Origin of the sequence: Streptomyces sp. NPDC018610 (assembly GCF_044391765.1) — a bacterium.
In the GTDB taxonomy this organism is placed as follows: Bacteria; Actinomycetota; Actinomycetes; order Streptomycetales; family Streptomycetaceae; genus Streptomyces.
In genome coordinates, this window is record NZ_JBISAL010000004.1 from 51,492 (window position 1) to 70,167 (window position 18,676).

General features: G+C 73.1%; 17 protein-coding genes. 10 read left to right on the plus strand and 7 right to left on the minus strand.

The genetic code is table 11. The annotated features are described in order from the left end of the window. Positions 1–23: 23 nt before the first annotated feature. Genes meaB through ACH5A8_RS12100 form a run of 3 tightly spaced genes read right to left on the minus strand, consistent with a single transcriptional unit; the run spans position 24 to position 5,007 of the window. Positions 24–1,028, minus strand: coding sequence for a methylmalonyl Co-A mutase-associated GTPase MeaB (gene meaB / locus ACH5A8_RS12090; protein ID WP_399000754.1), 1,005 nt, complete (start codon positions 1,026–1,028; stop codon positions 24–26). Then, positions 1,025–3,199, minus strand: a complete 2,175-nt coding sequence (gene scpA, locus ACH5A8_RS12095) for a methylmalonyl-CoA mutase (protein ID WP_399000756.1) — start codon at positions 3,197–3,199, stop codon at positions 1,025–1,027. Before scpA ends, meaB begins: the two co-directional genes overlap by 4 nt. After that, positions 3,199–5,007, minus strand: coding sequence for a methylmalonyl-CoA mutase family protein (locus tag ACH5A8_RS12100; RefSeq protein ID WP_399000758.1), 1,809 nt, complete (start codon positions 5,005–5,007; stop codon positions 3,199–3,201). The genes scpA and ACH5A8_RS12100 overlap by 1 nt, the downstream gene beginning before the upstream one ends. A gap of 224 nt (positions 5,008–5,231) precedes the next feature. Here ACH5A8_RS12100 and ACH5A8_RS12105 point away from each other — a divergent pair, with 224 nt between their 5' ends. The 4 genes from ACH5A8_RS12105 to ACH5A8_RS12120 all read left to right on the plus strand — a co-directional run bounded on the left by ACH5A8_RS12105 (position 5,232) and on the right by ACH5A8_RS12120 (position 8,091). Further along, positions 5,232–5,645 carry a cytidine deaminase gene (locus ACH5A8_RS12105; protein WP_399000760.1) on the plus strand — a complete coding sequence of 138 codons (414 nt, stop codon included), beginning with the start codon at positions 5,232–5,234 and terminating at the stop codon, positions 5,643–5,645. A 214-nt stretch (positions 5,646–5,859) separates the two neighbouring features. Next, entirely contained in the window at positions 5,860–6,369 is a 510-nt protein-coding gene (locus tag ACH5A8_RS12110) for an SRPBCC family protein (protein WP_399000761.1), read from the plus strand. 379 nt (positions 6,370–6,748) lie between these two features. Continuing rightward, positions 6,749–7,393: a dihydrofolate reductase family protein gene (locus tag ACH5A8_RS12115; RefSeq protein WP_399001474.1), complete on the plus strand. Its 645-nt coding sequence runs from the start codon at positions 6,749–6,751 to the stop codon at positions 7,391–7,393. Between the two features lie 266 nt (positions 7,394–7,659). Then, complete coding sequence (locus tag ACH5A8_RS12120) at positions 7,660–8,091, plus strand: ASCH domain-containing protein (protein ID WP_399000763.1); 432 nt, start codon at positions 7,660–7,662, stop codon at positions 8,089–8,091. 171 nt (positions 8,092–8,262) lie between these two features. Here ACH5A8_RS12120 and ACH5A8_RS12125 read toward each other — a convergent pair whose 3' ends face one another. Then, complete coding sequence (locus tag ACH5A8_RS12125) at positions 8,263–8,901, minus strand: CGNR zinc finger domain-containing protein (RefSeq protein WP_399000765.1); 639 nt, start codon at positions 8,899–8,901, stop codon at positions 8,263–8,265. Positions 8,902–8,946: 45 nt separating this feature from the next. On the opposite strand from ACH5A8_RS12125, the gene ACH5A8_RS12130 reads away from it, so the two are divergent. The 3 genes from ACH5A8_RS12130 (at position 8,947) to ACH5A8_RS12140 (ending at position 12,318) form a co-directional block, all read left to right on the plus strand. After that, positions 8,947–9,912 (plus strand): VOC family protein, encoded by a 966-nt coding sequence (locus tag ACH5A8_RS12130; protein WP_399000768.1) that lies wholly within the window; start codon positions 8,947–8,949, stop codon positions 9,910–9,912. 168 nt (positions 9,913–10,080) lie between these two features. Then, a complete protein-coding gene (locus ACH5A8_RS12135) occupies positions 10,081–11,013 on the plus strand; it encodes a ketopantoate reductase family protein (RefSeq protein WP_399000770.1) in 933 nt (310 codons plus the stop codon). A 312-nt stretch (positions 11,014–11,325) separates the two neighbouring features. Beyond that, a complete protein-coding gene (locus ACH5A8_RS12140; protein ID WP_399000772.1) occupies positions 11,326–12,318 on the plus strand; it encodes an intradiol ring-cleavage dioxygenase in 993 nt (330 codons plus the stop codon). A gap of 223 nt (positions 12,319–12,541) precedes the next feature. Here ACH5A8_RS12140 and ACH5A8_RS12145 read toward each other — a convergent pair whose 3' ends face one another. After that, the gene (locus tag ACH5A8_RS12145; RefSeq protein WP_399000774.1) at positions 12,542–13,498 is read right to left on the minus strand and encodes a carbohydrate kinase family protein; all 957 of its coding nucleotides are present in this window, start codon (positions 13,496–13,498) and stop codon (positions 12,542–12,544) included. Positions 13,499–14,073: 575 nt separating this feature from the next. Between ACH5A8_RS12145 and ACH5A8_RS12150 the strand changes: the two genes are divergently transcribed. Beyond that, complete coding sequence (locus ACH5A8_RS12150) at positions 14,074–15,729, plus strand: penicillin-binding transpeptidase domain-containing protein (RefSeq protein ID WP_399000776.1); 1,656 nt, start codon at positions 14,074–14,076, stop codon at positions 15,727–15,729. A 93-nt stretch (positions 15,730–15,822) separates the two neighbouring features. Here the strand turns inward: ACH5A8_RS12150 and ACH5A8_RS12155 are convergent, their stop codons facing one another. Next, on the minus strand, positions 15,823–16,326 hold the full coding sequence (locus ACH5A8_RS12155) for a nitroreductase family deazaflavin-dependent oxidoreductase (RefSeq protein WP_399000778.1): 504 nt from the start codon (positions 16,324–16,326) through the stop codon (positions 15,823–15,825). A 246-nt stretch (positions 16,327–16,572) separates the two neighbouring features. On the opposite strand from ACH5A8_RS12155, the gene ACH5A8_RS12160 reads away from it, so the two are divergent. Further along, positions 16,573–17,106: a MarR family winged helix-turn-helix transcriptional regulator gene (locus ACH5A8_RS12160; RefSeq protein ID WP_399000780.1), complete on the plus strand. Its 534-nt coding sequence runs from the start codon at positions 16,573–16,575 to the stop codon at positions 17,104–17,106. Between the two features lie 339 nt (positions 17,107–17,445). After that, positions 17,446–18,225 (plus strand): OBAP family protein, encoded by a 780-nt coding sequence (locus ACH5A8_RS12165; RefSeq protein ID WP_399000782.1) that lies wholly within the window; start codon positions 17,446–17,448, stop codon positions 18,223–18,225. Between the two features lie 18 nt (positions 18,226–18,243). On the opposite strand, the gene ACH5A8_RS12170 is transcribed toward ACH5A8_RS12165, so the two are convergent. Beyond that, positions 18,244–18,411, minus strand: coding sequence for a hypothetical protein (locus tag ACH5A8_RS12170; RefSeq protein WP_399000784.1), 168 nt, complete (start codon positions 18,409–18,411; stop codon positions 18,244–18,246). Positions 18,412–18,676: the final 265 nt, after the last annotated feature.

The window sequence follows — 18,676 nt, forward strand, 5'->3', positions numbered from 1 at the left end:
GCACCGGCCCTGCGGGGCCCTTCTCAGACCGCCCCGTCCCCGCCGCTCCCGAGCGCTCCCAGTATCCGCTCGGCGGCCAGCGTCGGCGTCAACTCGCCCTGCCTGACCCGCTGTTCGAGAGCCGGCGCGAGAGCGCGCACCGCCGGGTCGGCGTGGAGCCGGCCCAGGATCTCGTCGCGGACCATGTCCCACGTCCAGTCCACCTGCTGGTCGCGGCGCTTGGCGGCGAGCCGCCCGGTGGAGTCCAGCAGGGTGCGGTGCTGCTCCAGCCGCTCCCAGACGGTGTCCAGACCGGCCGACTCCCGCGCGCTGCAACTGAGCACCGGCGGCGTCCAGAAGGCGTCCTTGCCGTGCATCAGGCGCAGCGCGCCCGCCAGTTCACGCGCCGCCGACCGGGCGTCGCGCTCGTGCGGGCCGTCCGCCTTGTTGACCGCGATCACGTCGGCCAGCTCCAGCACGCCCTTCTTGATGCCCTGCAACTGGTCGCCGGTACGGGCGAGGGTGAGCAGCAGGAAGGAGTCGACCATGTTCGCGACCGCGGTCTCCGACTGGCCGACACCGACCGTCTCCACCAGGATCACGTCGTAGCCGGCCGCCTCCATGACCACGATCGACTCACGCGTCGCCTTGGCCACCCCGCCCAGCGTGCCCGCGGTGGGCGACGGGCGCACGAACGCCGCCGGGTCCACCGCGAGGCGCTCCATCCGGGTCTTGTCGCCCAGGATCGACCCGCCGGTCCGGCTGGAGGACGGGTCGACGGCGAGCACCGCGACCCGGTGCCCCAGCGAGGTCAGCATCGTGCCGAACGCGTCGATGAACGTCGACTTGCCGACCCCCGGGACCCCGCTGACCCCGATCCGCCGCGCCCGCCCGCCGTGCGGCAGCAGCGCCGTCAGCAACTCCTGCGCCTGCGCCCGGTGCTGGGGGCGGGTGGACTCGACGAGCGTGATGGCGCGCGCGATGACGGCACGCTTCCCGTCGAGGACACCCTTCACATACGCGTCGACGTCGACCGCCCCGGCCCTCAAAGGTCGTGCCCCAGCTCGTCCGCCAGCCGGCGCACCAGGTCGTAGGCGGCGTCCGGGATGACCGTGCCGGGCGGGAAGACCGCCGCCGCGCCCATCCGGAGCAGCTCCGGCACGTCCTGCGGCGGGATCACCCCGCCGACCACGACCATGATGTCCTCCCGGCCCTCCTCGGCCAGCGCCTCGCGCAGCGCCGGCACCAGGGTGAGATGGCCGGCGGCCAGCGAGGAGACGCCCACGATGTGCACGTCCGCCTCGACGGCCTGGCGGGCCACCTCCGCCGGGGTCTGGAACAGCGGGCCGACGTCGACGTCGAAACCGAGGTCGGCGAAGGCGGTGGCGATCACCTTCTGGCCGCGGTCGTGGCCGTCCTGGCCCATCTTGGCGACCAGGATGCGCGGCCGGCGCCCCTCGGCCTCCTCGAAGGCGGACACCAGCGTGCGGGTGCGGTCCACGGACGGGGACTCGCCGGTCTCGTTGCGGTACACACCGGAGATCGTACGGATCTGCCCGGCGTGGCGCCCGTACACCTTCTCCAGGGCGTCCGAGATCTCGCCCACGGTCGCCTTCGCGCGGGCCGCGCGCACCGCCAGCTCCAGCAGGTTGCCCTCGCCGTCGGCGGCCCGGGTCAGCGCGTCCAGCGCGTCCCGGCAGGCAGCCTCGTCGCGCTCCGCGCGCAGCCGCCGCAGCTTCTCGATCTGCTGGGCGCGCACCGAGGAGTTGTCGACCTTGAGGACCTCGATCTGCTCGTCGCTGTCCACGCGGTACTTGTTGACGCCGATGACCGGCTGGCGGCCGGAGTCGATGCGCGCCTGGGTGCGCGCCGCCGCCTCCTCCACCCGCAGCTTCGGGATGCCCGCGTCGATGGCCTGCGCCATGCCGCCGGCGGCCTCGACCTCCTGGATGTGCTGCCAGGCCCGGCGCGCGAGGTCGTACGTCAGCTTCTCCACGTACGCGCTGCCGCCCCACGGGTCGATGACCCGGGTGGTGCCCGACTCCTGCTGGATCAGCAGCTGGGTGTTGCGGGCGATGCGCGCCGAGAAGTCGGTGGGCAGCGCCAGCGCCTCGTCCAGGGCGTTGGTGTGCAGCGACTGGGTGTGCCCCTGGGTCGCCGCCATCGCCTCCACGCAGGTGCGCGTCACGTTGTTGAACACGTCCTGCGCGGTCAGCGACCAGCCGGAGGTCTGCGAATGGGTGCGCAGCGAGAGCGACTTGGCGTTCTTCGGGTCGAACTGCCTGACCAGCTTCGCCCACAGCAGGCGCGCGGCGCGCAGCTTGGCGACCTCCATGAAGAAGTTCATGCCGATCGCCCAGAAGAACGACAGCCGGGGCGCGAACGCGTCGACGTCCAGGCCGGCCTCGCGGCCCGCGCGGATGTACTCCACACCGTCCGCGAGCGTGTACGCCAGCTCCAGGTCGGCCGTCGCCCCCGCCTCCTGGATGTGGTACCCGGAGATGGAGATGGAGTTGTAGCGGGGCATCCGCTGCGAGGTGAAGGCGAAGATGTCGGAGATGATCCGCATCGACGGCTTCGGCGGATAGATGTAGGTGTTGCGGACCATGAACTCCTTGAGGATGTCGTTCTGGATGGTCCCCGCCAGCTTCTCCGGCGGTACGCCCTGCTCCTCCGCCGCCACGATGTACAGCGCCAGCACCGGCAGCACGGCGCCGTTCATCGTCATCGACACCGTCATCCGGTCCAGCGGGATGCCGTCGAACAGCTGCCGCATGTCGTAGATCGAGTCGATCGCCACGCCCGCCATGCCGACGTCACCGGTCACCCGCGGGTGGTCGCTGTCGTAGCCGCGGTGCGTGGGCAGGTCGAAGGCGACCGACAGGCCCTTCTGGCCGGCCGCCAGGTTGCGCCGGTAGAAGGCGTTGGACTCCTCGGCCGTGGAGAAGCCCGCGTACTGGCGGATCGTCCACGGCTGGTTCACGTACATCGTCGGGTAGGGGCCGCGCAGATACGGCGCCATGCCCGGCCGGGTGTCCAGGAAGTCCAGGCCCTCCAGGTCCCGCCCTGTGTACAGCGGCTTGACCGGGATGCCCTCCGGGGTCTCCCAGTCCACGCCCTCGCCGCCGGCCGCCTTCCCGACGGCGGCACGCCACTGGTCGGCGTCGCCGTCGACGGACGGGCTGCCCAGCTCGATCCCGGTGAAGTCGGGGATTCCCATCAGGACACCTCCATGCGGTCGAGGGTGGCGGAGAGCACGGCCACGGCGTCGCAGCCCGCGAAGACGTAGGAGTCGACACCGCTGTACTGCCCGGGCCGCCCGGCGAGGAACACATGCGAGGCGCCGGCCGCCCTCAGTTCGGCGGCCACGGTCTCCGCCTGCTCCTCGTACAGGGCGTCACTGGAGCACAGGCACACCTCGGTCGCTCCGCTGTCCTCGAAGGAGCCCTCGGTGACCGGCTCGACGCCGCCCGCCTGGAAGAGGTTCGAGGCGAAGGTGAGACGCGCCGTGTGCGCGGCGGCCGGGCCGATCGGGACCAGGAAGACCCGCGGGCGGGCGCCCGTCGCGGCCAGATGGGCGTCGGAGCGGGCGCGCAGCGCCTCGTACGCCTCGTCGCGGCGCACCCGCGGCAGACCGCCGGACCGCGTCTCGGGCGCGCTCTCGCGCACCACGGGCTTCTCCGCGAGGTGCGGGAACTCGCTGACGCCGGTGATGGGTTCGCGCCGCTTCGCCAGCCGCTGCGAGCGCTCCCGCCAGGTCTCGGCCAGCTCCCGCTCCAGGTCGCCCGAGCGCAGCGCGGCCGCCTGGCCGCCGGCCCGCTCGATCCGGCGGAAGAACTCCCAGCCGGCCTGCGCGAGTTCGTCGGTGAGCCGCTCCACGTACCAGGAGCCGCCCGCCGGGTCGATCACCCGGGACAGGTGCGACTCCTCGATGAGGATGGTGGAGGTGTTGCGGGCGATACGGCGCGCGAAGGCGTCCGGCAGACCGAGCGCGTGGTCGAAGGGGAGCACGGTCACCGAGTCGGCGCCGCCCGCCCCGGCGGCCAGGGTGGCCACGGTGGTGCGCAGCATGTTCACCCACGGGTCGCGGCGCGTCATCATCACCGGCGAGGTCACCACGTGCTGGAGCTGCGCCCCCGCGCGGGGCGCGCCGCACACCTCGGCGACCTTCGCCCACAGCCGGCGCGCGGCCCGAAGCTTGGCGATGGTCAGGAACTGGTCCGCGGTCGCCGCGTACCGGAACTCCAGCTGCGCGCAGGCCTGTTCGACGCCGAGCCCGGCCTCGGTGAGCTCCCGCAGATACGCGACCGCGGTGGCCAGCGAGGCGCCGAGCTCCTGAGCGGCCGAACCGCCGGCCTCGTGGTACGGCAGCGCGTCCACGGTCAGCGCCCGCAGCCCGGCGTACTCCGCGGAGCAGGTGCGCGCCAGCTCCGCCGCGGCGGAGAAGTCGCCTCGGTGCCCGGTGCGTGCCTCGTGGCCGAGCGGGTCCGCGCCCAGGTTGCCGCGCGCCGCGTCCCGGGCGACGCCCCGCTCCTCGTACAGCCGCAGCAGCTCCCGCGCCGCGGGCTCCGTCTCCCGGCCCGCGTCGAGGACCACGGGCGCCAGGTCGAGATAGACGCCGTCGAGGACCGTGCCGAGTCGAGACACCTCGATGCCGCCGTCGCCGACGGCCAGCCAGAGGGAGGTGACGCCGTTCTCCAGGTCCGTGAGCACCGTGTCGCGGTCGGCCACCGTGTGCCGTTGCCGGATGTCCCAGCCGCCCGCGGTGTTCCCCTCTGCCCGGCCCGAGCGGACGAAGGGCGCGAACCCGGGGAGACCCGGTTCCGGCGCGGTGTCGCGCGCGGTGTAGAGAGGCCGGGTGCGCAACCCGTCCTCCACTTCGGTGGACAGGGCTTCCTCGGCCGCGGCGCCCTCGACGTCCTTGCCCGATTTGCGCAGGACACCCGCCACAAGGCGCTGCCACTGCTCATGGGTCACGTCAGGGAACTCACCGGCCAGTTCAAGCCCGTCGTCAGGCAGGACCGTCATGCTCGGGATGCTAGGGCAAAGATCGGGAGACGCAGCAGAGGGCGTGGCTGTGACCTTTCCCTCCCCGTGACTGTGACCCCGGCCTCACCTGCCCTTTTACAGGTCCCGGGCGGGTCCGCCCCCGGATGGTCGTCCCCGCCCGCACCGGATGGTCGTCCCCGCCCGCACCGGGCCGACGTCCGGTGCCGCGACGCGCGTGCGGGGCGCGTGGCACGATCGGCGGAATGAGCACGCAGACCCCTCCCGTCGACCACGAACTCGTCCAGGCCGCGGCGGACGTGGCGCGCACCCGCTGCCGGGGCGACAACCACACGGTGGCGGCCGCGGCCCGCGCCCGCGACGGCCGCATCGTCACGGCCGTGAACGCCTACCACTTCACCGGCGGCCCCTGCGCCGAGCTGGTCGTCATCGGCGCGGCGGCCGCCCAGGGCGCCTACGACCTGGAGACCATCGTCGCCGTGGGGGATCGCGACCGGGGGGTCATTCCTCCGTGCGGCCGGTGCCGTCAGGCCCTCCTCGACTACTTCCCCGACCTGTCGGTCGTCGTCGGCACGGGCGACCGTCTCCGCGCCGTCCCCGTCGCCGACCTGCTGCCCGAGACCTACGTCTGGGCAGACCACCAGCTCGACGCCGGGTGACCGGAACCCGGCCGCCCCGTACGGCGGCGGGACGGCCGGGCCGTGCGGAACGGGCCGGCGGCCAGGGCAGCCGGTGGTCCGCGTCCAGAGCCGCGAGCTGTCACCGCGCTCAAAGCCCTCCGCGACCTCATCGGCCCCCGGTCGGGGCTCTCCCGTGCCATGATTGCTACTCGTCAGTAGCACTCCTGTCCGTCCTCTTGGGAAGGGAGCCACCGTGACCCGTGTCCTCACCGTGGCCCGCAGTGTCCTGATCGACGTCTCGCCCGAGGCGGCCTACCGGGCGGTCAGCCGTCCCGGTGACATGGGCCGCTGGAGCCCGGAGAACCTGGGGACGGCCGAGGGCACGCCCGACGGCCCCGCCGAACGGGGCACGACGTTCGTGGGGCGCAACAAGAGAGGGGCGTTCCGGTGGACGACGCGGTGCACGGTGACGGCGGCCGATCCGGGCCGCCGTTTCGCCTTCCGCGTCCACGCGATCGGCCTGAAGCGCCCTCGGCTGCGCGGCCCGATCGCCACCTGGGAGTACGCCTTCGAGCCCGAGGGCTCCGGTACCCGGGTGACGGAGACCTGGACCGACGACCGGCGGGCGTGGCCCGACCTCGTGGCCGGCGTCTTCGACCGGATCGTCACCTCGGGCTCGACGTTCGCCGACTTCCAGGCCCGCAACATCGAGAAGACGCTGCGCAACCTCAAGCGGGAACTGGAGGCGACCGCTCCCCGCTGATCAGCGGCCGCCACGGCCCGGACCAGGGCCCGGACTCGGGCAGGATCCGCCCGCGGGATGACCGGGGTTGCCGCCCTTGCCCTGGCCAGGCCCCGGCGGCCGGGAAGGGTCGGGCGGGGCCGGGCGGGGCCTGGCGGGCCGGGCGGGGCCTGGCGTCGTCCGCGGGGCGCCGACGGTCCGGGGAGCGAGCCTGCGCGGGGTCGCGGGCCCCGGCGCGGCCGGTCCGGCCGCGCTGACGTCGTGCGGGCTACGGCGCGGTCGTGCGGGCCCGGCGCGGCCGTGCGGGCTCCGATTTCCGGCAGCACATGGGCGCGCCGATGAGTTCTTCCCGTCCGAAGGGTCTCACCATCGTTGGCGACCCATGACACAGGAGGAACAGATGGCCCAACTGCTGCGAGTGCAGAACTTCAACGTCTCGAGCGACGGGATCGGCGCCGGCGAGGACCAGAGCCTCGAGCGTCCGTTCGGCCACGTCGACCACGAGGAGCTGTTCGCCTGGGCCTTCGCCACGGCGAGCTGGGTCGGGCGCACCGCCCCCGGCGGGAGCCGCGGCCTCGACGACTACTTCACGCGGGACTTCGCCCACGACATCGGCGCCGAGATCATGGGCCGCAACAAGTTCGGGCCCCAGCGCGGGCCCTGGCACGACCACGAGTGGCGCGGCTGGTGGGGCGAGGAGCCCCCGTTCCATACCCCGGTGTTCGTGATGACCCACCACAAGCGCCCCTCCTTCACGCTCTCCGACACCACGTTCCACTTTGTCGACGGCGACCCGGCGACCGTCCTCGCGCAGGCCCGCGAGGCGGCACGGGGCAAGGACGTACGGCTGGGCGGCGGGGTCACCACCATCCGGCAGTTCCTCGACGCCGACCTCGTCGACACCCTGCACGTGGCGGTGTCGCCGGTGCGGATCGGGTCCGGACTGCGGCTGTGGGACTCGCCCGAGGAACTGCTCGACCGGTTCCACCTCGACGTCGTCCCCAGCCCGAGCGGCGTGACACACCACCTGTTCTGGCGGAAGTGACGGGCAAGCGGCCGGCCGTCGCGTCGGGCGGAGAGCGCTCCACGCGGTGTCCCGGGGGGCCGTCAGGGTGCGGGGCATGAGCAGGAGGGCCCCCGCAGGGCCGGCCCGCACCCTCGTAAGGTGCGGCGGGTCTCCGGGCTTCGGCGTGGGCGGGTCTCCGCACTCGGCGTGGGCGGGCCTCCGCGCGGGCGCATGGCGGTGGGGGCGCTCGGCGCGGGCGGGCGGCGCCTCTTGATCGGCTCGACCGGGCTTCGTACGCTCGCCCGATGGGACATGACGATCTTCCGAGTCTCGAACTCGCGTTCCCGGGTCCGGAGCGCGACCGCGGTGTGGCGGCGATCCTGGACGGCAGCAAGACCGCGCTGACCGGCCTGCTGGAGATCTACGAGCACGCCGGGGAAGCGGTGCCCGCGGCCGGCGAGCGGTTCTCGGTGCTCGACTCCGAGGGGCGTCCGGCCGTCACGATAGAGCTCGTCGACGTACGGGTCGTTCCCATGAAGGAGATCGACGACGACTTCGCACGCGCCGAGGGACGCGGCTACCGCGATGTCGCCGAGTGGCGGGCGGCCCACGAGGAGTTCTTCCGGAGCGAGGGCGTGAGCGCGTTCCTGGGGCGTACTCCGGTCGTCGGCGACGACACCCTCGTCGTCGCCGAACGCTTCCGGGTGGTCGCGCCCGACTCCTCCGGGCGCCCCTGACCCGCACCGGACCGAGACACGGCCCGCCGGGGCCGCCCCGGCCCGCCGGGCCCGCCCGGTCCGTCAGGCCCGCCCCTGGTCCGCCGGCCGAGCCGCGCCGGGGTTCAGACGGGCCGGGGCTCAGACCTGGCCAGGCTTCAGACCTGGCCAGGGTTCGGGCCGGGCCTGGGTTCAGACCGGGCCCGTCGGCTGATCTGCGCCGTCCGCGGGGTTCTTGTCCGCGGCACGTCTGCGGCGGTAGGCGGCGGCGCGGTCCTTGCCGCCGCAGGCCGTGCTGGAGCACCAGCGGCGTCGGCCGGGACGGCTGGTGTCGACGAACAGCAGGGCGCACGTCGGGGAGGCGCACTCCCGGATGCGGTCGGCGCCGACGCCCGTGAACAGGTCGACGGCATCGCGCGCCACCGTGCTGAGCGCGGCCTCCTGACCGTCCGCGGAGGGCAGGACCAGCCGGGCGGCCCCGGAGTCGAGGACCGGGACCAGCGGCGGGGCCGCGGCGGCGGCGTTGACGACGGCCTCGTCCGCGCCGGCCGGCGGACGTCCGGCGATCAGCGCCCGCGCGATGCGGTGGACCGCCTCACGGAGCGCGCGGGCCGTGTCGAGCCCGGCCGAGGTGATCACGGGCGGACGGTCGAGCAGACCGGCCTCCCGGTACCAGCGCGCCAGATCCGCGGGCTCCCGAAGGCGCTCGTGGTTGCCGCGCCAGCGCTCGCCCACCGTGGCGACGAAGGCCAGACACAGCCTGCCCGAGCGGAAGTTGAACCGCAGTTCCTCCTCGGGCACCTCGCCGGGAGGGGTTGCCTCGACATTCACGTCACGACTATAACTCGTGACGTGATGACGAGCCGGAGTGAACCCGTGTCCCCCTGGTCCCCCGTCGAGGACTTCCTGCGTCACCGGGGCGCCGACCGCGTGCCCCACCCCGGTGGCACGCTGCTGGCCCATCTGGTCCGGGTCGCGCGGACGCTGGCCGAATGGGGCGCCGACCCCGACGTCCAGATCGCGGGACTGTGCCACGCCGCCTACGGAACCGACGGATTCGACCAGGACCTGCTCCCGCTCACCGAGCGCGCGACGCTCGCCGAGCTGATCGGCGAGCGCGCCGAGGCACTCGTCCACTTCTACGGGAGCTGCGACCGGGGCGCCGTGTACCCACGGCTCGGCGGTGACCGGCCGCCGGTGTTCCGCGACCGCTTCACCGGCGGCGAACACACGCCCGCCGAGGCCGACCTGCGCGCCTTCCTGGAGATCACCGCCGCCAACGAACTCGACGTGATGGCGCACAACGAGGAACTGGCCGCCCGTCACGGCGCCGCCCTGTACGAGCTCTTCGCCCGCTCGCGCGACCTGCTCTCCGCCGAGGCGTGGGCCGCCTGCACCCGGGTGCTCGGCCCCCACGCCTTCGAGCCGCAGCCAGGACCGCTGATCACCGGCCTGGACCACCTGGTGCTGACCGTCACCGACATCGAACGGACCGTCGAGTTCTACCGGCGGGTCCTCGGCATGGAGCCGGTGACCTTCGGCCACGGCCGCCGCGCGCTGTCCTTCGGCGGCAGCAAGATCAATCTTCACCGGGCCGGCGAGGAGATCCAGCCGCACGCCGCCCGCCCGACCCCCGGCAGCGCCGACCTGTGCCTGGTCACGGACACACCGCAGGCGCGTGTGCGGGAACACCTGGCGGCCCGCGGCATCACACCGGAGGCGGGCCCGGTGTCGCGCACCGGCGCCCTCGGCCCCGTGACCAGCACCTATCTGCGCGATCCCGACGGCAACCTGATCGAGATCAGCACCTACGCCGACGCCGCCTCGAAGGCCGGGGGCTGACAGCGGGCGACGCCGACGCCCTCGTGTCCGTCGAGACGTCCCGCGCCCTTGGCGAACACGGCCGCGTGGTGGCGCGAGCGGGCCCAAGTCTGAGTAAATGACCAGGCGTTGCCCAGGGCGGCAATCCGTTCCGGATGCCGACCCGCAAGCCGAGAGAGGAACCCGACCATGTCCGATTCCGGACAGCTCACCGTCGCATCCGACCCGAACCCGTCCCCCGCGACCGTCGCCGTGCTCGGCCCCGGAGGAGTCGGCGGCCTGCTCGCCGCGCTGCTCTCCCGCGCCGGACACCGCGTCGTCTGCGTCGCCCGCGAAGAGACCGCCGATCAGCTGCGCCAGGACGGGATCCGCGTCCGCAGCAGGCAGTTCGGCGACCTGACCGCGAAGGTGGAGGCGGACACCGAACTGCGTGAGCCCGTCGACCTGTGTCTGGTGACCGTCAAGAACACCACGCTCGACGCGGCGCTCGACCGCGTCCCGCCGCGGCTGCTCGCCGACGGCGCGCTCGTGCCGCTGCTCAACGGTGTCGACCACGTCGAGACCCTGCGGGCGCGGTACGGCGCACGACCGGTGGTGCCGGCCGTGGTCCGCGTCGAGGCCGCCCGCACCGCGCCGGGCGTCATCGAGCACGGCAGCCCGTTCACCGAGATCGACCTGGCCGGTCCGCCGGAGCGGCTCGCCCCGCTCGCCGCGCTGCTCACGGACGCGGGCGTGGCCGCCCGGGTCATGCCGGACGAGAACCAGGTCCTGTGGGGGAAACTGGCCTTCCTCGCCCCCTTCGCCCTGCTCACCACACGGCACCGCCTGCCCATCGGCGCCGTCCGGTCCGAACGGCGGGAGGAGTTGGTGGCCTGCGTCCAGGAGACGGTGGCGGTCAGCCGGGCCTGCGGCGGTCGCACGGTCGCCGCCGAAGTCCTCGAGCGCTACGACGCGTTCCCCGCCGACAGCAAGTCGTCCATGCTGCGCGACGCGGAGTCGGGACGCCCGCTGGAACTCGACGCCATCGGCGGAGCCGTCCTGCGCGCGGCCGAACGCCACGGCATCGCGGTGCCCTTCACGGCGGACCTCGTGTCCGGACTCGCGGCGGCCTCCGGTCGGTGACCGACGCATCCGGGTGGCCGTCGACGAGTAACCGGCACACCGCACCGGGAAGTCGGCGCCGTACAAGCCTCACCGACGAGGTGACGTGCGTGTCGCGCCGCTGAGTCGACGCACAGGCCGCCGGTCTTGGCGGGTGCGGGAGCCCGGACGCGGGCTCCCGCATGGCCGTGTCGACCCGAACGGCTGCGAATCGCACGCGAGTCGATACCAGGAACTCCCGTCCGGTGGCCCGTCGGCAACCGGCCAGAGGTCGACCGGATCGGGGCGCTGATTCACAGTGCTGTCACAGGAGCGGTTCCTACTGTCGTGCACATGACCGAATCAATACACGACGCGTCACACGTGTCCCATGACGAGCCCGACAACGCCGTCGTCTCCCGGACCCTGTCCCGACGCCGCGTGCTCACCCTCGCCGGCGCCGGCGCCGTCGCCCTCACCGGGACGGGGGCCGTCGCGCACGCCGCCGGCCGGGACGCCTCCACCGGTTCCGCCACCCTCGACGCCGCGAAGGCCGCCGCATCGGCCTCCAGCGCCTGCATGCGGCTGACCACCGAACAGATCGAGGGCCCCTACTACATCGACTACGAGCTGTTCAGGAAGAACGTCGTCGAGGACCGCACCGGCATACCGCTCCTCCTCGTCCTGCGCGCCGTCGACGCCGCGACCTGCCGGCCCCTCCGCGACTCGGCCGTCGAGATCTGGCACTGCGACGCCTCCGGCGTCTACTCCGGCTACACCCAGACCGGCAACGGAGGCGGCGGCATGCCCCCGGGCACACCGCCGTCCGGCCCGCCGTCCGGCACGCCGTCGGGCCCGCCCCCGGGCGGTGGCGGCGGCCACGCCACCCCGACCGACGACCTCACCTGGCTGCGCGGCATCCAGATGACCGACCACCAGGGCTTCGTCGCCTTCCGGACCGTCTTCCCCGGCTGGTACACCGGACGCGCCGTCCACATCCACACCAAGGTGCACACCGGCGGTACCCGGACCTCCGCCGGCTACACCGGCGGGCGCACCTGCCACACCGGGCAGTTCTACTTCGCCGAGAACGCGGTGAAGGCCACCGCCGGCTTCGCCCCCTACTCGGCGAACACCGTGGAACGGGTCACCCTCGACCAGGACTCCCTCTACCCGGGGACCGGTACCCAGGGCGGCCTGCTCGAACTCGTCTACGACCACCGTCACATCGAACGCGGCGTCGTCGGCCATCTCACGATGGCGGTGGACCCCGCCGCCACCAACGACGGCGAGGGCATGCCGGGCGGCGGCACGCCCCCCGGCCCCTCCCCGTCCCCCAGCGCCTGACACCTGCCCGCCACCGCCCGTCCGGCCCTCGTCGAAGGCGCCGGGCGGGCACCGGGACGAGCCGGGCGGGCACCGGGACGGACAGCCGGGCGGGCACCGGGACGGTCAGCCGGAAGTGCAGCGGGACGGGCAGCCGGACGGCGGTCCGGCCCCGGCTCGTCGGCGTGTCCGCCTCAGCGCCGGTCGCCCGTGCCCGGCCTCGGTTCCCGGCGCCCGCGTCGTCTCAGCTGCCGGCGCCGGCGGCCGCGCGGGAGCCGGCGGCGCGCAGGCCCGGCAGGTCGATGAACTCGGTGTGGGTGCCCGTGCTGCCGCAGGCGAACGCCCCGGCCACCGAGCCGGCCAGCACGCAGTCCTCCAGCGCGCGCCCCTCGAAGAGGCTGTGCAGGAAGGCCGTGACGAACGCGTCCCCCGCTCCGTTGCTGTCCACCACCGGCCGCTCGGGACGCACCGCCGGGAAGTGCCGGACCCGGCCCTCGCCGCGCACCAGCAGATGGCAGCCGGCGGCGCCGTCGGTGGCGACCACGAAACGGGCCCGGCCCTCGTCGAGCACGGAGCGCAGGACCTCCTCCAGCCGGTCGTGGACCGCCGCCGCGCTCAGGAAGACGTAGTCGGAGGCGAGGGCGTAGGCGCGGTGGTGCGGGTTGCGGCCGTCCCAGTCGTGCAGGTCGGTGGAACTGGTCACGCCGAGGCGGTGGACGTCCTCGTACATGTCCTTGTTGTGGCCGACGATCGACAGGTGGACATGGGCGGTGCGCTCCAGGAACGGCAGGTAGAAGTCGCGGGGCAGCCGGAGGTCGGCGGGGTGCCGGCCGTCGTAGAAGGAGAAGCGGCGTCCCGCGGGATCGACCAGGTTCGCCGACCGCGGGGTGCCGTGCGGCGAGAGGAGGTGGCTGAAGTCGAGGCCTCGGCGGGCGTAGTGCTCCAGCACCATGCGGCCCTGCGGGTCGTCGCCGAGGAAGTCGATGAACTTGGTGCGCAGACCCAGCGCGTGCCAGCCGAGCGCCACTCCGTTGCCGGTGTGCGCCACGTAGTCGCGCAGCGGCGGCACGAACACGGAGTCGCCGGGCGGAACCCGCATCTCGTCCACGCGCACGACGGTGTCCACTCCCACCCCGCCGACCACCAGGACGTCGTAGTCGAGGGCGCGCCGCGCGCCGGCGTGCCGTTGGGTCGAGGCCATGCGCTCACTCCTCCGGGAACTTCGGACGTCGGCGATCCGCCGTCCGCCACGCGTGCGGCGCCGTCGGGCGACGCCGGCAGCGAGTCAAACACCAACTCCCCGGCGGTTGCAATCCCTTGCTGAAAGTTTCAGACGCCTCCGGCGGCCGTAGCGCGCCCCGGCTGATGGTGAGCGCGCGCGTCCGTCCGTCGTCGGCGACCGTGGCGCGGTGCCGCTGAGGGCATGACTCCCGCCTCCTGGTCACCGGCGGGCCCGGCTTCCTCCGCGTACGTCCGCGCGCTGCTCGACCCGTCGGGCCCGCCCGGCGTCACGGTCACCGTGCTGGGCAATCCGACCTGTGCCGACCGCAATCTGACCTGTGCCGACCTGGTGGGAACCGTTGTACACCTCGCGACGAGCCAGTGCGTGCGCCTGTCGTGCGGCGCCCGTACGGCATGTGTACGGAATGTGTACGGCAAGCGTGGATGTGGCCGACCCCCGCGGTGCTCGGCCGGCCTCCGGAGCCGGATCGACGGTCCGATAACGATCCACCTGGAGACCGCAGCCCCGTAGGACAATGATTTTACGATCACCACATGAACAAAGTCGTGAAGATCAGTGTCGCCGGGGCCTGCGCGGCGCTGCTGGTCACCGGGGGAATCGGCGCCTACAACATCGTTCACGGACTGGCCGGCGGGGGAGGGGAGGCACCGTCCGGGGCGGGACACGGCCTCGACCCGGCGGCGGTGTCGAGCGCGCCGCCCTCCGACGACGACGCCGTCCGCCTGACGCGGGCGTTCCTGGCCAGTTGGTCCGCACGGCACCTCGGCGGCGCGGCCAGCGACACCGACGCACCCGACACGGCCGAGCGGGCACTGCGGGAGTACGCCGACGGGCTGCACCTGAAGAAACTCGCCTTCGACCGGGTCGCCTCGGTGGGCGCGTCCACCGCGACCCCGGGCGCCACCAAGGTCACCTTCGTCGTCACCGCCCAGGTGGCGGGCGGCACCTGGACCTATCCCGGCGCGGTGGCCGTACTGCGGAGTGCCGGCGGCCAGACGGCGGTGCACTGGAACAACTCGGTGCTCTACCCCGGCCTGGGCGAGGACCAGTCCCTGACGGCCGGCGCCCTGCCCGTCGACAGGAGCAGCGCACGGGTCGTCGCCTCGGACGGCAGGACGGACCTGTCCACGTTCCCCTCCTTGCGCGAGATCGCCACGACGATCCGCCGCGAGGCCACCCCCGAGGGCGGCAGCGCCGGCACCGGTGTGGCCGTCGTGGACGCTGACGGCAACGGTGTCGAGACCGTGGAGACCTTCTCCAAGGGCCGCCCCGCGACGATCAGGACCACCATCGACGCGCGTCTGCAGAAGGTGGCCGAGAGCGCCGTGACGGACGGTCACCTGGAGGAGAAGGCCGCCGGGACCGTGGCGCTCGACTGGAGGACCGGCCACATCCTCGCCGTCGCCCACACCGGCGCGGACGGCGACATCGCCGTCAACGGCATCAAGTCACCGGGCTCCACGATGAAGATCGTCACCTCGGCGGCCCTGTTCGACCGGGCGGGCCTCACGCCGGACAGCCCCGCCCCGTGCACGGACTCGCTGACGGCCAACAGCCAGTCCTTCCACAACGACTCCGACGTGCGGGCCGACCCCGGCTCCACGATCGCCGAGGCGTTCACCGTGTCGTGCAACACCTCCTTCATCAAAGACGGATTCCACTACCTGGTGCACGACGGGGACGCCTCGGCCCTGCACGACGAGGCGGTGGACGTCTTCGGCATGGGCAGCTGGTCGATCGGCGGCGGGGTCGCCACCACCGACCCGAGCATCCCGCCGGACGCGCAGGGCGGCGACCAGGCGGCCCAGTTCATCGGCCAGGGCAAGGTCACGGCCACCCCGCTGTTCATGGCGTCCGTCGCGGCGACCGTACGGGGAACCGGTTTCAGGCAGCCGGTCATCCTGCCGGGGCAGCGCCAGGCCACCGCGCCGCGGCCGATCTCCGCGCGCACGGCCGGATACCTGCGCTCGATGATGCGCGAGGTGGCCACCCGCGGCACCGCCGCGCCGCGCCTGGGCGGGCTGGCGGGCGTCGGCGCCAAGACCGGGACGGCGGAGGAGGGGGACCACACCAACGGCTGGCTGACGGCGTACGACTCCCGCATCTCCGTAGCGGCCCTGGTCGAAGGCGGCCGCTCGGGCGTGGACTCGGCCGGGTACGTCGTCCGGCGACTGCTGACCGGAAGCTGACGGCCCCGGACGCCGACGGCGGAGCGGCGGCGGACGGCGGAGCGGCGGCGGACGGCGGAGAGGGGCGGAGGTGGCCTGCCGGTCGAGGTGGGATCACCGAGGCCGCGGTCCGGTGTGGGCGTCCAGCCGCACGAAGGGGATGGCCCGGCCCGCTTCGCGGAACGACGCCTCACCGCCGTCCACGGGGACGCCCATGTAGGCGCACAGACGGCGCGCGAGACGCGGATGGCGCGGGGCGTAGCGCGCCATGATGCCGGCGCCTTCCTCCGGCGTGAGGAAGTGCGCCGTGACGGCGTGATGCCGGGTGCCGACCTGGACGACCGTCTTCGGCCGCGCGCGCAGGTTCCGGAACCAGTCGGCGCCGGGGCCGAAGCCGGAGGCGATGATCCAGCTGTCGCCGTCCGGGCCGTGGGCCACCACCTCCAGGACCACCCGGCGGTCCAGTCCGGTGAGGCGGCCGGTGTGGTGCAGCAGGAGCAGCCGTCCGCCGAAGACCCAGCCCAGTCCCGCACGGAACAGCAGGAGCGGCGAGCGCGCGATCAGGCGCCGCCAGCCGGTGGGTCGCTGCGGGCGGTGGACCGGGGTGTCGTACGCCATCGTCGCCTCCGAACGGGTCGGGAATGCCGACTTCGGGCCTCCTGCGGCCGGGGAGCGGGAGCAGGGGGCTGCCGGCTGCCATAAGTGCTTCGCCGCTCTTACCTTTGCATAGTCTAAAGGTGAGGAAAAGGCCAGCGCGCCCGCGGTCGCCTCGATGCCGACGGCAGGCCCTCGGCCCACGGGGCAGGCGGGAGGAGTGTTCCCCCGGGTGAGGGAGGAACGGACGCGGCACGGTAGAAAGGAGGCATGCCGGAGCGTGAGATCCCCGCGGGGACGATGGAGGACGTCGATGCGGTGACCCGGGCGGTGCTGACCGCCTCCCGGTTGCTGGTGGCGGTCTCCGCCCGCTCCCTCGCCGAGGTCGAGGACCGGGTGACGCTGCCGCAGTTCCGGATGCTGGTCGTGCTGTCCACCCGGGGCGCCACCAAGCTGGTCGCGCTCGCCGACCTGCTCCAGGTGGCGCCGTCCACGGCCATGCGCATGGTGGACCGGCTGATCGCGGCCGGCCTCGCCGACCGCCGGCCCAACCCCGGCAACCGCAGGGAGACCCTCCTTCAGCTCACGGAGGAGGGCCGGCGCACGGTCGAGGACGTCACGGCCCGGCGGCGCGGGGAGATCGCCGCGATCGTCGAACGCCTGAGCTCGACACAGCGGTTGGCCCTCATCGAGGCCCTGGCCGCGTTCAACAGGGCCGGAGGGGAGCCGCCGGCCCCGGCGGCGGACGACATCGAGGCGTTCCCGCTGGGCTGGGGCGACGGCGCGAGCGGCCGCACCTCCTGAGGAGACCCGACCAGAGATCGCCGTCCTCGCCCCGCGCGCCCGCGCCCACGGGTCGGTGAACGGCCGGAAGGCCTCGGCTGCGACGAGGAAGGCCTCGGGTACGACAGGAACCCTTCCCCTGAGTGGCAGGCACTAATTCTCTCTGTTCACATTTGCACGATGCAAAAGCGACAGGGGTGCCGTGGCGGGGAGCGGACGCGCGATTCGGGTCCGCCCGCCGGGAACACCTCCCGCATCCCCGAGCCCCCCGCCCTCGCGCCCTCGCGGCGGCGAGGCCACCGCCGTGCCCGCCGTGCGGTTCGGTGTCCGGAGCCCGGGTATTCGGGGCCTATGGCTCTTATGGACGGAACTTCCCAGTCGCACCGTTCCGGCCGGGGGGCGGCCGGAGCGATGGGCATCGGTGTCGCAGCGGGCGCCGCGGCCGTCGCCGGCCTGCTGTTCGGCCGTAAGGCGGCGAGCATCGCCAGGACCGGCAAGGGGCATCCGCTCAAGCACCGCGCGCTCGACCTGGCAGCCGGCGCCATGCAGCCGAAGTATCCGCTGGACGCGATGAGCACCTACCTCAATGGCTTCCACATGTACGCCGACGAGATGGGGCGGCAGGTGGAGGCGTCGCACTTCTGCATCCACCTGCGGCACGATCTGCACCAGTGCGTGATCTTCGACCGCAACGCGCCCGACGCGCGCCTCATCGGGATCGAGTACATCATCACCGAGGAGCGGTTCCGCGGCCTGCCCGACCACGAGAAGCGGCTGTGGCACAGCCACCACTACGAGGTCAAGTCCGGCATTCTGATCGCGCCGGGCATTCCCGACCTGGCCGAACACGCCTATTTCCAGGACCTGGTGACGACGTACGGGAAGACGTTCCACACCTGGCAGTACGACCGCGACGACTTCCCCTACGGGGTCCCGCAGTTGATGATGGGACTGACCGAGGACGGGCAGGCCGACGAGGCGCTGATCCACTCCCGGGACCGCCGGCTCGGCATCTCGACCCCGCACAAGCGGCACAACCGGGCCGACATCCCGATGCCGGAGGTGGTACCGGGCGCCAACTCCTGGGAGAGCGGTCGGACCGTGCAGACCCGTATGGAGGAACTGCGCTTCAAGCGGTAGACCCGCACCGGCCGCCGGTCACTTCCGAGCGCCCGTCCGATCGCCGCCCTGCTCCCGGCCCGGGGCCCTGCCCTGCTCGCGGCCGTGCTCCCGGCGGGCGAGCAGGGCGAGCACGTCGATGATGTCGCTGATCGTGTCGACCGATTCCGGGGACAGGGTGACGGCACGCAGGGCGATGTTGCGCACCCCGGCTCACGCAGGGCCGTCAGCAGCTCCAACTCCTCGGCGATGGCCGCGCCTTGGTCGTCGTCGAAGAAGGAGGCGACCGGCACCTGGAAGAACTGTGCCAGCACTTCCAGGTGCCGCTTGGTCGGATTGTCGCGGCGGCCGGTGCGCAACTGCCACAGATAGGTGGCGGAAAAGCTCTCCCCGGTGGCCTCGCGGCAGGCCCGGGCGACCTCTTCGTGGCTGTACTGCTCTCGGTTGGGGCGGCGGACGGCACGGAAGAGCG